Source organism: Sphingomonas sp. CFBP 13728, from assembly GCF_014841895.1.
In the GTDB taxonomy this organism is placed as follows: domain Bacteria; phylum Pseudomonadota; class Alphaproteobacteria; order Sphingomonadales; family Sphingomonadaceae; genus Sphingomonas.
This window is the reverse complement of the sequence record NZ_JACYUS010000002.1, coordinates 122,050-136,049: the sequence shown is the minus strand read 5'-3', so window position 1 is coordinate 136,049 and position 14,000 is coordinate 122,050. Positions and strand designations below refer to the sequence as shown.

Genomic DNA, 14,000 nt, shown 5'->3' with positions numbered 1-14,000 from the left:
TTGGCCACTTCCCCTACTGCCCCTCGCGCGACCGACCCCGAAGAGGTTGAGGCACTGCATCGCCTGATCCTCGCGTCGCTCGACGACGACCAGGCGGTCGAGACCATCTCGATCCCGCTCGCGGGCAAGACCAGCATCGCCGATTACATGGTGATCGCCAGCGGTCGTTCGACCCGCCAGGTCGCCTCGATGGCGCAGAAGCTGGCCGAGCGGATCAAGGCCGAGTTCAAGCGCCCGGTGAAGATCGAGGGCCTGCCGACCGCCGACTGGGTGCTGATCGACGCGACCGACGTCATCGTCCACCTGTTCCGCCCCGAAGTCCGCAGCTTCTACAATCTGGAGCGGATGTGGGCATTCGGCGACGCACCAGCGCCGCCGCCGGTGCCGACCTTCACCGACGAAGACTAAGCCGGCTCCGAGGCGGCGATGCTGCTCCACATCGTCGCCCGCGGTCGGATCGGGCGCTCGCCCGAGGCCGACCTCGTCGACCGCTATCTGAAGCGGATCGTCTGGCCGACCAAGGTCAGCGAACTTCCCGACACCGGCGGCAAGATCCCGGTCGTCGGCGAGCAAACCAAACGTATCCTGCTTGACGAGAAGGGTGACACGCTGTCGTCGACGCAGTTCGCGCAGAAGCTCGAACGATGGCGCGACGACGGCGTGCGCGAGGCACGGTTCATGATCGGCGCCGCCGACGGCTTCGACGATGCGGCGCGCGACGAGGCCGATCTGCTCTTCTCGTTCGGCCGCGCGACCTGGCCGCATCTGCTCGCGCGCGCGATGCTCGCCGAACAACTCTTCCGCGCGACCAGCATCCTTGCCAACCACCCCTATCACCGCGAAGGGTGATGCATGAGGATGGGGAGGGGCCTGGCGGTCGCGGCGCTGCTCGCGGTTGCGGGCGGCGTGACCGCGCAGACCAATGACACGGCTGAGGTCGCGAGCGAACAGGGGCGTCTGGTCGCGGCAAAGCGCGATGCCGCGATCGCCGCACGCCGTGCCGCTAAACTCACCGCAGCGGCTATCCAGGAGCGAAACGCCGCCGACAAGGCGCGGCGTGAAGAACAGGCTTTAGCCGCCCGCGTAACGGCTGCCGAAGCGAACCTCGCGACAGCCAGCGCGCGCGTGGCGCTAGTCGAACGCCTCCTGACCGATCAGCGCGCCAAGCTCGGCCGCGCGCAAGCCCCGGTCGCACGGTTGCTCGCCGCGCTGGAGTCGCTCGCGCGCCGCCCGACGATCGTCGCAGTCGCGCAGCCGGGATCGGTCGACGACCTCGTCCATGTCCGCGCAGTCTTGGGCAGCGCGCTCCCAGTGGTCCGCCAGCGTACCGAAGCAGTTCGCATCGAACTCGTCGAAACACGTCGCCTGCAAGCCAGCGCTACGCTCGCCGCCAAGGCGCTCGCCGACGGCCGCGCGCGCCTGGAGAACGATCGCGTCGCGCTGGCCACCCTGGAGGCGCGCCATCGTCAACGCAGCCAGTTCCTCGGCCGCGGTGCGCTCAGCGAATCCGACCGCGCACTCGCGCTCGGCGAACGCGCGCGCGATCTCGTCGACGGCATGGCCGCCACCACCAACGCCAAGGCGACCGCCGCCAGCCTGATCGCGCTCGCCGGTCCGATCCCCCGCCCGATCGCGCCCGGCACCACGCCCCCGGCGCCCTCGCGCGGCGTATACCGCACACCCGTAACGGGCAGGCTGGTTACCGGCTTTGACGAGGTTTCGGACTCCGGCGTCCGATCGCGCGGCCTGACCTTCGCCACTGCCCCCCGAGCTCGTGTCGTCGCCCCCGCGGCGGGCACGGTGCGCTACGCGCATCGCTTCCGCGACTATGGCACGATCGTCATCATCGACCACGCCGACGGCTGGACCAGCCTCGTCACGGGCCTCGCGACAACATCCGCAAAGCCCGGCCATCGCGTCGCGATGGGCGCGCCGCTCGGCACCGCCCCCCGCGAAGACCCGCGCATCACGGTCGAACTCCGCCGCCGGGGCCGCCCCGTCGACGTCGCTTCGTTGATCAACTGAGAGCCGGCGGCTGGCAGGTGTTCCGGACCTTTCCAAATTACTTCGTCACCCCGGACCGGTTCGGCAGGCACCCCTCTTCGACATGTAATGCTCCGTCATCCCCGCGGAGGCGGGGATCCAGATGCTCAAACGGTGGCGATTATGTCGCGAGATTCGCCAGTATGGGTTCCCGCCTGCGCGGGAATGACCGTGACACGTTTGACGGGGGATAAGCGCCGACGGGCTCAGTAGGCCACCGTTCCAATAATCAAATCCTGCCGAGCATGGGGCAGCGTGGATGCCGGCCGAGCCCGGCATGACGGTGAGGGGAGTCGCCGCGTCAAACCCCGTCGCCAGGCGCCTCCAGTCAGCCACTATTAACCCTGGCCCCGCTTTGCTCCGCGCGCGTTGCCGCCAGCGTTCCGCTACGCTACGCCGTCACGACCGTACGACACGTCTTTTCTCAGGTTGCAGGACCATCGATGCCTCGTCCTATACTGCGTACCCCGTTCCTTGCCGCGACTGCGATCGTCGGCGCGCTGACGCTGATCCCGCTCGCGACCTCGGCGATGGCGGCGGTCGATACCGACACGTACCGCGAGTTCGACCAGTTCCTCGACGTGTTCAACCGCGTGAAGGCGGATTACGTCGACAAGGTCGATGACAAGACGCTGATCAAGGGCGCGATCCAGGGCATGCTAGCCAGCCTCGATCCGCACAGCTCGTACGTCGATGCGCTCGACTACGAGAATCTCCGGATCATGACCGAAGGCAATTACGGCGGTCTCGGCCTGACCGTCCAGATGGAGGACGGCGCGATCAAGGTCGTCGCCCCGCAGGAGGACTCCCCCGCCGCCCGCGCGGGCGTAAAGTCCGGCGACTACATCACGCATATCGACGGCAAGCTGATCTACGGCGATTCGCTCGACGAGGCGGTTGGCAAGATGCGCGGCAAGCCCGGCAGCAAGATCACGCTCGGCCTCGTCCGCCCCGGCCGCGACAAGCCGCTCGACGTGACGATGATGCGCGAGATCATCGTCCAGAAGCCGGTGAAGTGGGAAGTCCGCGGCGACGTCGGCTATATCAACATCAACACCTTCAGCGAACACACCGGCGCCGACACGCGCGCGGCGATCATGGCGATCGACAAGTCGCTCGGCCACCGCCCGCTGGGCTATGTCGTCGACCTCCGCGAGAACGGCGGCGGCCTCCTGACCCAGGCGATCGAGGTCAGCGACGCCTTCCTCGATCACGGCGAGATCGTCTCGCAGCGCGGCCGCGAGAAGACCGATATCGAGCGCTATTACGCCAAACCCGGCGATGACGCGCATGGCCTCCCGGTCGTCGTCCTCACCGATCCCGGTACCGCGTCGGCGTCGGAGATCGTCGCCGGCGCGCTGCAGGATCACCACCGCGCGCTGATCATGGGCGAGCGCAGCTTCGGCAAGGGCTCGGTTCAGACCGTGCTCCAGCTCGGCCCCGAGACCGCGCTCCGCCTCACCACCGCGCGTTACTTCACGCCGTCTGGCCGATCGGTGCAGGAGGGCGGGATCGAGCCCGACATCAAGGTGCCGCAGCTCACCGATCCCGACTACAAGTCGCGCCCGGTGTTCCGCGAGGCCGACCTGCGCAAACACCTGATCAACGAGGTGAAGGCGGACAACGCGGTGCTTGAGGAGGATACCAAGACCGATCCCCGGTTCTCGCAGACGCCCGACCAATTGAAGAAGCAGGGTATCGACGACTTCCAGCTTTATTACGCGCTGAAGACCGTCGCCCGTCTCGGCGGTGCAACTCAGGTTGCTGCCGCCACCAAGCCGCGCCCGATCAAGCCCGATCCCACTGACGCCAAGGCGCCCACCAAGTGAGCGTGCGTCGTGGTTTGGGAATGACCAAGAACGAAGAGATCGCGCGCGCCATCGCGCTCCTGCTGCCGGCGTTCCTGCTGCTCGGCGCGCTCGGCTCCCAATATCTCGGCGGGCTGTATCCGTGCGAGATGTGCCACTGGCAGCGCTGGCCGCATTATTCCGCAGTTCTGATCGCGGGCGCGACGTTCTTCGTCCCTGGCCGGTCGCTGCGCGCGTCACTCGTCATCATCGCCGGGCTGCTGATCGGCCTCAGCGGCTTGATCGGCGTCGCGCACGCCGGCGTCGAATATCACTGGTGGAACGGCTTCACCGCCTGCACCACGACCGTCTCGATGGCCGGCACCACTGCGGCCGAGCGCCTCGCCGCGATCATGAACGCGCCGATGGTACGCTGCGATTCGCCACAGTGGAAACTGCTCGGCATTTCGCTCGCCGGGTTCAACGCGATCTTTTCCCTCGTCGGTGCGTTCACCATATTCGCACTCATGAGGAAGACGAGATGAGCGGCTGGAAGCCAGGCGACGTCAAGCGCGCCACCGATTCGATGATCCGCGTCGATCAAGCCGGCGAATACGGCGCAATTCGCATCTATGCAGGCCAGTTGGCTGTGCTCGGCGACCGCCACCCGGCGTCGCGCTCGATCCACCATATGGCGCAGCAGGAGGAGCGCCACCGAGCGTTCTTTGACAAGATGATCGTCGATCGCCGCGTGCGGCCGACGGTGTTGCAGCCGATCTGGAAGGTCGCCGGCTTCGCGCTCGGCGCAGTGACGGCGGCAATCAGCCCGCGGGCTGCGATGGCGTGCACCGCAGCGGTCGAGACCGAGATCGACAAGCATTACGAGGAACAGCTCGTTCAGCTTGGCGCCAGCGATCCCGAGCTATCGGCAGCGATCCTCGATTTCCAGGCCGAGGAACTCGAGCACAAGGCAACCGCGATTGCGGCTGGGGCCGAGGAGACACCGGGGTATCCGGTGTTGAGCGCGGCGATCCGGCTTGGATGCAAGGTCGCGATCGCTACCGCCAAGCGGATCTGAGCTGCGGCCGATACAATGAGAATACGGCCAGTGACTGGAATACGGATTGTGGGAGTGATGCGTATGAAAATGCTTTTTGCGGCGGCATTGCTTGTCGCTGGACCCGCGGTCGCCCAGACCGCGCAACCAAATTCGCCCGGCAACACGGGTCCGACGCTGGCGCAACTGCCAACCAAGGCCCCCGCGCTCCCCGGTGCGACGGCCAAGCCGAAGCCGGTCGTCGCGCCGCCGCAGGTCTCGCGGAACGCGCCGATCAACGGCGTCCTGACGCTGTTCGGCAACGAACGCTGCCCGACCAACCAGAATGGCGAAGAGATCGTCGTCTGCGTACGCCGCAGCGCGCAGGAGCAGTACCGCGTCCCGAAGGAACTCCGCGAGTTCGTCGTCACGCCCGAGAATGCCAGCTGGGCGACCAAGGCGCAGGGTACGATGGACGCCGGGTCGGGCGTCAACACGATCGGCAGCTGCTCCGCAGTCGGCGCCGGCGGTGCCACTGGCTGCTTCGGCCAGCGCGTTCGCGAATCGCGCCTGGAAAACAAGACGCGCGCCGCGGACGTGCCTGTCCTGCCCTGAACGGTATGATCATCGTTCCTCTTCCTGCTGGGAGGAGGAACGCCAATCCAAAGCTATCGTGTAGAGCCACGCAACCCGGTTACGGGTGGCGCCTCAGTCCGCGAACCCGGTGCCAGATGTAGAAGCCGACGAGGGCTATCAGGACGACGCCGATCAGCAGGTCGGCGCTGTGGAACGCGGCCTTCACGCGCGGATCGCTGTCCCATTTGTCGCCGAGCTTCATGCCGACCCATGCCAGCCCGAAGCACCACGGCCACGACCCGATGAACGTGTAGACGTGGAACGGTACCAGCTTCATCCGCGCGACGCCGGCCGGGAAGGCGATGAACGAGCGGATGACGGGAAGCAGGCGGCCGATCAGCACCGCCATCGAACCCCAGCGCGCGAAAAACCGGTCCGCCGCGTCAAGCTCGCCCGGCCCGATCAGGACGAAGCGACCCCAGCGTTCGGCCATCGGCCGCCCGCCGCGCTTGCCGATCTCGTACGCTACGATCGAACCGAGATTGCACCCGATCGCGCCCGCGGTCGCGGCGAGATACAGGTCGAACCGCCCGGTCGAGACGAGATAGCCGGCGAACGGCATGATGATCTCGGACGGTAACGGGATGCACGCGCTTTCGATCGCCATGAGCAGCGCGATGCCGACATAGCCACCCGACGAGATGACGCCGATCGTGAAGGTGGCCAGCACGGCCAGGATCTTTTCGAACATGGCTCGGTCGATTGCGCGAACCTGGCGCGGAAGGGAAGAGCCAATCGGAACCGCCGGCCGTGTCGTGCGCTGTTTGCGGCATGACAGATCTTACACTTAACGACGGCCGCACGATGCCCCAGCTTGGCATGGGCACGTGGCAGATCCCCGACAGCCAGGCCGGGGCGATCGTCCGCTCCGGGCTCGATATCGGCTTCCGGCTGGTCGACACCGCCGCGATCTACGAGAACGAGCGTGGCGTCGGTGACGGCTATAAGGGCTCGGACGCGTTCCTGACGACTAAGCTCTGGAACGACCGGCAGGGCGATGCCGAGGCGGCGATGGACGAGAGCCTTGCGCTGCTCGGTGTCGAATCGGTCGACCTGTACCTGATGCACTGGCCAGTGCCGAAGCAGGACAAGTATGTCGAAGCATGGAAGGATATGATCGCGCTGCGCGATGCCGGGAAGGCCAAGTCGATCGGCGTGTCGAACTTCCTTCCCGAACATATCGACGCGATCGTCGCTGCGACCGGCGTGACGCCGGCGGTCAACCAGATCGAACTTCACCCGAATTTCCAGCAGCGCGAGCAGCGTGCGTATCATGAAGCGCATGGCATCGGGACGCAGAGCTGGAGCCCGCTGGGGCAGGGCAAGACGTTGCTGCAGGACGGCGCAATCGTTCGGATTGCGGACAAGCATGGTCGGAGTGCGGCGCAGGTCATTCTAGCGTGGCATTTGGCGAATGGTTTTTCGGTCATCCCGAAGGCGTCGGATGCCGAGCATCTCGCGGACAACTTCGCGGCGCTGGATCTGACGCTGGATGACGAGGACATGGCCGCGATCGAAGGGCTCGACGACCCCGCTGGCCGGTTGGGACCAGAACCGAACAGTATGTAATGAGGGTGAGGAAGCGATTCGACTGACGAGCTCGTCATCCTGACGTTCATCAAGATGACGGAGGAAAAGAGCGTGCGATTTGCTCCTTCGAGGATCAAGCAATTCGTCGGCCTACGACGCGCAAGTCTTCGACAAATCGCGCATATTCTTCTGCCGCCTGCGCTGGGTCCGGCAGCCGCAGCAGGTAACTCGGATGCACTGTGATCCAGGCTTCCCCGCCATCGGGCAGTTGCAATGCCCGACCACGCTCTCGCCCGATCGTCATCACCTTGCCGAACAGCGACCGCGCCGCCGTCGCGCCGAGCGCCACGGTCACCTTTGGCTTAATCAGCATCTGTTCCTGCTCGATCCACCAGCGGCACGCGTCGATCTCGCCGGCGCCGGGCTTGGCGTGGATGCGGCGCTTGCCGCGTTGTTCGAACTTGAAGTGTTTCACCGCGTTGGTGACGTACGCGCGGGAGCGGTCGACTCCCGCCTCCGCCATCGCCTTGTCGAACATCTGGCCGGCGGGGCCGACGAATGGGCGTCCGGCGATATCCTCCTGGTCGCCAGGTTGCTCGCCAACGAACATCAGTGGGGCGTCGACTGGGCCTTCGCCGAACACGGTTTGCGTCGCCGGCTTGTAGAGTGGGCAGCGGGTGCAGCCGGCGGCCTCGTCGCGCAGGGCTTCCCATGCGATCAAGCTGTTGCCGCCGACGTTGTCGCGCGCCTTCTGGATCATGCCGCTCTCCCTTGCTTGCGCCGCTGCAAGCAAGCCCGGCACCAGCGCGGTCTCGGGCATATTCTTCCAGTATTTCTTGGGCATCTCCTTCAGCATCGCGCCGATCTTGACGCGCGCCGGGTTGAAGATGCTGGCGTAATAGGTCTTCCAGACTTCCTCGGTCGGGTCGCCGTCGGGGGCGTCCGCCTTGCTTGCGCCGGGGCCTTCGCTGAGTGCCTTGCCGTCCCAGTGGATCGAGACTTCGGGCGTCAGGATCGACCAGCGCATGCTGGCGAAACGGTTGACGAAAAAGGCTGCGTTGGCGCGGACGATGTGGTGGTCGGGTTCGAACCACGCGACGAAGCGCGTGCCGCCGTCCTCCTCGACTTCGCGGAAACGCAGGAATGCGCGCATCTTGTGGATGTCGCGGCGGACGTCCTTGGCGATCCGGTCGAGGCGGCGGACGAGCGGATCGGCGCGGTCCTCGATCAATTTTTGTTCGCGGCGGAGGCGAAAAAGCAGCGTGTAGATCAGGGCGAACCGTTCTGGGTCGCTGCCGAGGATGGCGCTGCGGGCTAGGTCAATGAAGGCGCGTGGGACGGAGAATGCGCCTGGGGGTGGGACGGGGGCCGGATCGGCTACGGTTGCGAACAAGTCGACCGGTTCGTCGCCAACTTGCCAGACGACGTCGTCGGGGGGGACGTCTTCGGCGATCAGGCCACGCGCGGCGTCGCGCCAGCCGTCGAAGTCGTCGGGTTCGGAAAGGGTTACGACGCGCATAATCCTCCCCGGCACGGGGAGGGGGACCAGCGAAGCTGGTGGAGGGGGGCTTCCGCGAACGTGTCGGTGGTGGTGAGCCCCCTCCACCCCGCCGCTGCGCGTCGCGGTCCCCCTCCCCGTGCCGGGGAGGAATGCGCCGGGCTCACGCGAACATTTCCATTTGCTTGGGTTTCGGGGCGACGATGGGGCGGAGTTCGGCTCTGTCCGCTAGAGCTACCGGGCGCCAATCCTCGGCGATGATGAAGGGGCGGAGCTTGGCCACGGATACCGTCAACCTTGCGATGTCCGCCAGATGCAGGCGGCGCCAGCGGCGGCTGGTGAGGATGCCGTTGACTGCCTTTACGCCGAGTCCGGGGACGCGGAGGAGCATTTCGCGGGGGGCGCGGTTGACGTCTACCGGAAAAGAGCCGCGGAATTTGAGCGCCCAGGCGAGCTTGGGGTCGATGTCGAGCGGCAGCATGCCAGTCGCGTCGTCGGCGGCGGCGACGACTTCGTGAGGCTGGAATTTGTAGAAGCGCATCAGCCAGTCGGACTGGTACAGTCGGTGCTCGCGCATCAGCGGCGGGCGTTGCAGCGGGAGGACGGCGCTCGCATCGGGGATCGGGCTGAACGCCGAATAATAGACGCGGCGCAGGCCGAAGCGGTCGTACAGGGTCGACGCCTTCCGGACGATGTCGCCGTCGGTCGCGGCGTCTGCACCGACGATCATTTGCGTCGACTGGCCGGCGGGAGCGTAGCGGGGCGCGGACTTGTACTTGGCCTTGGCGTCCTTGCCGTCGATGATCGAGGCCTTCACCTCCGCCATCGCGGTCTCGATGCGGACGCCGTCCTTCTCGGGCGCGAGACGCTTCAGGCCGTTCGCGGTTGGGAGTTCGACGTTGATCGAGACGCGGTCGGCGTACAGCCCGGCTTGGTGGACGAGTTCGGGATCGGCGTCGGGAATCGTCTTGAGGTGGATGTAGCCGCGGAAATGATGATCCTCGCGCAACGACCGCGCGACTTCGACCATCTGCTCCATCGTGTAGTTTGACGACGCGATGATCCCCGACGAAAGGAACAGGCCCTCGATATAATTGCGCTTGTAGAAGGCGATGGTGAGATCGACGACTTCCTTCGCCGTAAAGCGGGCGCGGCGAACGTTCGAGCTCTTGCGGTTGATGCAGTAATGGCAGTCGAAGATGCAACTGTTGGTCAGCAGGATCTTCAGCAGCGAGATGCAGCGCCCGTCGGGCGCGTAGGCGTGGCAGATGCCCATGCCTTCGGTCGAGCCGAGCCCCTTGCCGTCCTTCGAATTGCGCTTGGTCGTGCCCGACGACGCGCAGGACGCATCGTATTTGGCGGCGTCGGCGAGGATCTCGAGCTTTTCACGGGTGTCGAGTTGGGCCATTCGTTCGTCTTACGTTCCGCGAAAAGGGGTGTCGAGTGATGGAGATCAACTTGTCGCTATGTCGCTGATGCGGGGCGGTTCTCGGTCATGGCGGCAAAGTGAAGTATAGAAAGTACAGACGCTGGGAGCGTTTTCGCAGGGGCGGTTTCTCGGGTAGGAAAGTCTCGAGATCTCGGCGTCGGAACGCTGTCAGGATCGGGACGTGTAGGACAGCGATCAGTTAGTCGAACACGTAGCGGATCAGGTCGACCATGCCGCCGAGGCTTACGGGCAGGAGCAGCAACAGGAAGAGATAGACGAAGATCAGGCGGGTCAGCGCCTTCTCGTGACGATACACGGGCTTGCGCGGAGGCAGATCCTCCTTGCGTGGCCAGATGCTGGATTCGTCGAGGAACATCGAGGGTCAACGTCGCGAACGTGGATTGTCTCCCTACGCCGTTGCAATGAGTCCGGTCGCGGCTTGCAGGTCGACCGAGACGAGGCGGCTGACACCGCGTTCGATCATCGTTACGCCGAACAGGCGGTGCATGCGGCTCATCGTGACGGCGTTGTGCGTGACGACGAGGTAGCGCGTGTCGGTGTCGCGCGACATCCGGTCGAGCAGGTCGCAGAAGCGCTCGATATTGGCGTCGTCGAGCGGCGCGTCGACCTCGTCGAGCACACAGATCGGCGCGGGATTGGTGAGGAACAGGCCGAAGATCAGCGCGACCGCGGTCAGCGCCTGCTCACCGCCCGACAGCAGCGTTAGCGACTGGAGGCGTTTGCCGGGCGGTTGCGCCATGATCTCGAGGCCGGCTTCTAGCGGGTCGTCGGAGTCTATCAGTTCGAGATGTGCGCTGCCGCCGTCGAACAGCGTGGTGAAGAGCCGCTGGAAATGGCCGTTGACCGCCTCGAACGCGGCAAGCAGGCGCTGGCGGCCTTCGCGGTTGAGCGTGCCGATCGAGCCGCGCAGGCGGTTGACGGCTTGCCCGAGTTCGTCGCGCTCGACCGCGTTGCCCCGCGCGGACTCTTCGAGTTCGGCGAGTTCGGCCTCGGCGACGAGGTTGACCGGGCCGATCCGTTCTCGGTCGGTAGTGAGGCGATCGTGTGTGGCGGACTCTTCGGCTGGCGCGCGGACGTCGGCGACCGCGAAGCCGAGACGTTCGGGGAGGACGGGGGCGGGGCATTGGAAGCGCTCGCCCGAGAGGCGGCCGAGATCGAGGCGGTGCGCTTCGTGGTTCTCGACGCGCGCGATCGCCCCGGCGCGGGCCTCGCGGGCGACGGCGAGCGCTTCGGTGGCGGCGCGGTGGGCGTCGTCGGCGGTGCGGGCGGCGGTTTCCGCGGTGCGTTCGGTGGCGAGGAGCGCGTCGGCGGTTGTGCGCGCTTCCCGGTGTTCGGCGTCGAGCGTCTCGATTTCAGCGTCGAGGGCGGCGGGGCGAGCGGCGATCGCGGCGAGGTCGGCGCCCAGCGTCGTTTCGCGTGCGTCCATGGCGGCGATGCGCTTGGCGGCTTCACCGGCGCGCGCGCGCCAGCTTCGGGTGTCTGCTTGGGCGGCGGCCAAGCGTTCGCGGTGGGTGGCGATGCTGCGGTCGAGCGTGGTGCGATCGGCACGGGCCTGCGCGACGGCGGCGCGGGCACGTTCGGCGTCGTATTGGAGCGCGGCGACCTGGCGCGCGTTGGCGGTGCCGTCGGGGACGGCGGCCATGGCGGCTTCGGCGCGGGTGCGGTCGGCGTGCGCGTCGGCGACGTCGTCGGCGATACGGTGCGCGCGGACGTCGAGGTCTGCGCGCTGGGTGGCGAGGCGTTCGAGCGCGGCGGCGGCGCGGTCTTCCTGGCGGAGGGCGTCGCGCGCGGCAGTTTCGGCGCGTTGCAGGGTGGCTCGGGCGGTTTGCGACTGGCTTCGGGTCTGGGCGATGCGCTCGTCGATCACGGCGCGGGTTCGTTCGGCGTCGTCCAGCGCCTTGGCTGCAGCGGGGCGGGCGGCTTGGAGTGCGGCGAGGCGGTTGCGGCGGACGAGGCGTTCGGCGGCGGCCGCGCCGGTGCCGGTTGCGGTGAAGCCGTCCCAGCGGCGGAGTTGGCCGTCTCGGGTGACGATGCGCTGGCCGACGGCGAGGTGTTGCTGGCCGTCGGTGTCGACGACGAATACCTGCGCGAGCCTGCGGGCGAGGGCGGGGGGCGCGTCGACATGCTCTGCCAGCGGTTCGGCACCGGCGGGCGCGGCGGGGTCGTCTTTGCGGGGCTTGGCGCCGGCCCATGCATCGAGGCCGCTGTCGAGATCGTCTCCAAGTGCGGCGGCTAATGCCCGTTCGTAGCCGGTGCTGGCCGAGACATGGTCGAGCAGCCGATCGCGACCGCTGCGCTGCGTTGCCTTGGTGAGCGCCGTCACTTCGCTGTCGATCGCGGCGAGGTCTGCGCGGGCGGTGGCGCGGGTGGTTTCGGCGGCGTCTCGCGCGCTGGTCGCGGCGGCTTCGTCGGTGTCTGCCTGGGTGATGGCCTGACGGGCGGACTCTGCGGCGGCGGTCGCGGTGCGTCGGGCTTCGGCGGCGGTCTCGCGCTCTGCGGCTAGCGGCGTGGGGTCGCCGAGCGCGCGGAGGGCGGCGGCGATTTGCGCGGCGTCGCGGTCGGCGCGGTCGGCGCGGGTGCGGGCGGCGGCGAGCGCGGCGCTGGCGACACGGACTTCGGCGGCGTCGCGGGCTTGCGTGGCGAGCGCCTGGGCCAGCGCGACTTCGGCGTCGCGGGCGCTGCGTTCGGTTTCGGCGAGCGCGGCGTCGAGATCGGGGATTGCGGCGGTGGCGTCGGCGATCGCGGTGTCGAGCGTCTTGGCCTCGTCGGCAAGGCGCGCGAGCGCGGCGGCGGCGTCGCTGGCGAGCGATCCTTCGCGGGCGCGGTCGTCGGCGATGCGGGCGCGGGCATCGGCGAGGTCGGCGATCCTGCGCTCGACGCTGGCCTTTTCGGTCCTGAGTGCGGCGAGGCGGTGGGCGAGATCGCCGACCAGGTCGCGCGCGGCGAGCGCTGCGGTGCGCGCGGTGGAGACGGCTTCGATCGCGCGGTGCTGGTCTGCGGCGGCTGCGCGCTCGGCTTCGGTGGTGGCGTGGACGCGAGTTTCTGCGGCGCTGGCTTCGGCCTTGGCGGCATCGGCTGCGGTGGCGGCTTCGCGCCATCGGGCGAACAATGTGCGCGCTTCGGCGACACGGATCTGCGCGGAGATGAGGCGGTAGCGTTCGGCGGCGCGGGCCTGGCGTTTCAGCGTGGCGGCGCGCGCGTCCTGATCGGAGATGATCTCGTCGAGCTTGGCGAGATTGGCTTCGGTGGCGCGGAGCTTCCCCTCGGCGTCCTTGCGGCGGACGTGGAGGCCGGCGATCCCGGCGGCTTCCTCCAGCATTGCGCGGCGGTCGGCGGGTTTGGCGGCGATGACCGCGCCGATCTTGCCCTGGCTGACGAGCGCGGGCGAGTGCGCGCCGGTGGCCGCGTCGGCAAAGAGCAGGCCGACGTCCTTCGCGCGGACGTCGCGGCTGTCGATCCGGTAGGCGGAGCCGGCGCCGCGTTCGATCCGGCGGACGATCTCGCGTTCGTCGCCGGCTATTTCGGCGAGGATCGAGACTTCGGCGAAGTCGCGTGGGGGGCGGGTCGCGGTGCCGGCGAAGATGACGTCTTCCATACCGGCGCCGCGCAGGGATTTCGCACTTGCTTCGCCCATCGTCCAGCGGAGGGCTTCGAGGAGATTCGATTTGCCGCAGCCGTTGGGGCCGACGACGCCGGTGAGGCCTGGTTCGATGCGGAGGTCGGCTGGGTCGACGAAGCTCTTGAAGCCGGTGATGCGGAGGCGCTTGATCTGCATTCTTGCGCCCCCCGACGACTAGTGTTGGATCCTATTACGAACCGAACCCCGAACATTGCGTCCCCGCGAAGGCGGGGACCCAGACTGGGCTCCCGCCTTCGAGGGAGAACAAGGGGGGCGGGCTGCCCGCGGGCACGCTTACCGCCCTTGCCTCCACCCCGGCGAAGGCCGGGGCCCAATTGGAGAGGTCGCGGTAACGAAACGCTGATCTCCGTTAGCAACCTCCCCCAATTGGGCCCCGGCCT

At 67.4% G+C, this 14,000-nt stretch carries 13 protein-coding genes; 8 read left to right on the top strand and 5 right to left on the bottom strand.

Annotation, left to right across the window (positions count from 1 at the left end):
* The 7 genes from rsfS (at position 1) to IFT67_RS09370 (ending at position 5,481) form a co-directional block, all read left to right on the top strand.
* Positions 1–408 (top strand): ribosome silencing factor, encoded by a 408-nt coding sequence (gene rsfS, locus IFT67_RS09400; protein ID WP_056061225.1) that lies wholly within the window; start codon positions 1–3, stop codon positions 406–408.
* Positions 409–426: 18 nt separating this feature from the next.
* The gene (locus IFT67_RS09395; protein ID WP_192146789.1) at positions 427–849 is read left to right on the top strand and encodes a 23S rRNA (pseudouridine(1915)-N(3))-methyltransferase RlmH; all 423 of its coding nucleotides are present in this window, start codon (positions 427–429) and stop codon (positions 847–849) included.
* A gap of 3 nt (positions 850–852) precedes the next feature.
* On the top strand, positions 853–2,025 hold the full coding sequence (locus IFT67_RS09390; RefSeq protein ID WP_244647309.1) for a murein hydrolase activator EnvC family protein: 1,173 nt from the start codon (positions 853–855) through the stop codon (positions 2,023–2,025).
* Positions 2,026–2,486: 461 nt separating this feature from the next.
* A complete protein-coding gene (locus IFT67_RS09385) occupies positions 2,487–3,872 on the top strand; it encodes a S41 family peptidase (protein ID WP_192146787.1) in 1,386 nt (461 codons plus the stop codon).
* 20 nt (positions 3,873–3,892) lie between these two features.
* Entirely contained in the window at positions 3,893–4,375 is a 483-nt protein-coding gene (locus IFT67_RS09380) for a disulfide bond formation protein B (protein ID WP_120299750.1), read from the top strand.
* Positions 4,372–4,908, top strand: a complete 537-nt coding sequence (locus IFT67_RS09375; RefSeq protein ID WP_192146785.1) for a demethoxyubiquinone hydroxylase family protein — start codon at positions 4,372–4,374, stop codon at positions 4,906–4,908. The genes IFT67_RS09380 and IFT67_RS09375 overlap by 4 nt, the downstream gene beginning before the upstream one ends.
* A gap of 63 nt (positions 4,909–4,971) precedes the next feature.
* Positions 4,972–5,481, top strand: a complete 510-nt coding sequence (locus tag IFT67_RS09370; RefSeq protein ID WP_192146783.1) for a hypothetical protein — start codon at positions 4,972–4,974, stop codon at positions 5,479–5,481.
* 79 nt (positions 5,482–5,560) lie between these two features.
* Here IFT67_RS09370 and IFT67_RS09365 read toward each other — a convergent pair whose 3' ends face one another.
* The gene (locus IFT67_RS09365; protein ID WP_192146781.1) at positions 5,561–6,193 is read right to left on the bottom strand and encodes a DedA family protein; all 633 of its coding nucleotides are present in this window, start codon (positions 6,191–6,193) and stop codon (positions 5,561–5,563) included.
* 80 nt (positions 6,194–6,273) lie between these two features.
* Here IFT67_RS09365 and IFT67_RS09360 point away from each other — a divergent pair, with 80 nt between their 5' ends.
* Positions 6,274–7,071 carry an aldo/keto reductase gene (locus tag IFT67_RS09360; RefSeq protein WP_192146779.1) on the top strand — a complete coding sequence of 266 codons (798 nt, stop codon included), beginning with the start codon at positions 6,274–6,276 and terminating at the stop codon, positions 7,069–7,071.
* Positions 7,072–7,165: 94 nt separating this feature from the next.
* On the opposite strand, the gene IFT67_RS09355 is transcribed toward IFT67_RS09360, so the two are convergent.
* The 4 genes from IFT67_RS09355 to smc form a co-directional block, all read right to left on the bottom strand.
* On the bottom strand, positions 7,166–8,551 hold the full coding sequence (locus IFT67_RS09355; protein ID WP_192146778.1) for a UdgX family uracil-DNA binding protein: 1,386 nt from the start codon (positions 8,549–8,551) through the stop codon (positions 7,166–7,168).
* Positions 8,552–8,693: 142 nt separating this feature from the next.
* Entirely contained in the window at positions 8,694–9,938 is a 1,245-nt protein-coding gene (locus IFT67_RS09350) for a putative DNA modification/repair radical SAM protein (RefSeq protein WP_192146777.1), read from the bottom strand.
* A 220-nt stretch (positions 9,939–10,158) separates the two neighbouring features.
* On the bottom strand, positions 10,159–10,335 hold the full coding sequence (locus tag IFT67_RS09345) for a hypothetical protein (protein WP_168371622.1): 177 nt from the start codon (positions 10,333–10,335) through the stop codon (positions 10,159–10,161).
* 33 nt (positions 10,336–10,368) lie between these two features.
* Complete coding sequence (gene smc / locus IFT67_RS09340) at positions 10,369–13,755, bottom strand: chromosome segregation protein SMC (RefSeq protein WP_192146776.1); 3,387 nt, start codon at positions 13,753–13,755, stop codon at positions 10,369–10,371.
* Between the last annotated feature and the right edge of the window lie 245 nt (positions 13,756–14,000).

What these genes read in the sequence shown, in the direction of transcription:
- IFT67_RS09360 (WP_192146779.1), top strand. Translation starts at nt 6,274, where the DNA reads ATGACAGATCTTACACTTAACGACGGCCGCACGATGCCCCAGCTTGGC.
- smc (WP_192146776.1), bottom strand. Translation starts at nt 13,755, where the DNA reads ATGCAGATCAAGCGCCTCCGCATCACCGGCTTCAAGAGCTTCGTCGAC.
- IFT67_RS09385 (WP_192146787.1), top strand. Translation starts at nt 2,487, where the DNA reads ATGCCTCGTCCTATACTGCGTACCCCGTTCCTTGCCGCGACTGCGATC.
- IFT67_RS09395 (WP_192146789.1), top strand. Translation starts at nt 427, where the DNA reads ATGCTGCTCCACATCGTCGCCCGCGGTCGGATCGGGCGCTCGCCCGAG.
- IFT67_RS09365 (WP_192146781.1), bottom strand. Translation starts at nt 6,193, where the DNA reads ATGTTCGAAAAGATCCTGGCCGTGCTGGCCACCTTCACGATCGGCGTC.
- IFT67_RS09355 (WP_192146778.1), bottom strand. Translation starts at nt 8,551, where the DNA reads ATGCGCGTCGTAACCCTTTCCGAACCCGACGACTTCGACGGCTGGCGC.
- IFT67_RS09345 (WP_168371622.1), bottom strand. Translation starts at nt 10,335, where the DNA reads ATGTTCCTCGACGAATCCAGCATCTGGCCACGCAAGGAGGATCTGCCT.
- IFT67_RS09390 (WP_244647309.1), top strand. Translation starts at nt 853, where the DNA reads ATGAGGATGGGGAGGGGCCTGGCGGTCGCGGCGCTGCTCGCGGTTGCG.
- IFT67_RS09380 (WP_120299750.1), top strand. Translation starts at nt 3,893, where the DNA reads ATGACCAAGAACGAAGAGATCGCGCGCGCCATCGCGCTCCTGCTGCCG.
- IFT67_RS09375 (WP_192146785.1), top strand. Translation starts at nt 4,372, where the DNA reads ATGAGCGGCTGGAAGCCAGGCGACGTCAAGCGCGCCACCGATTCGATG.
- IFT67_RS09370 (WP_192146783.1), top strand. Translation starts at nt 4,972, where the DNA reads ATGAAAATGCTTTTTGCGGCGGCATTGCTTGTCGCTGGACCCGCGGTC.
- IFT67_RS09350 (WP_192146777.1), bottom strand. Translation starts at nt 9,938, where the DNA reads ATGGCCCAACTCGACACCCGTGAAAAGCTCGAGATCCTCGCCGACGCC.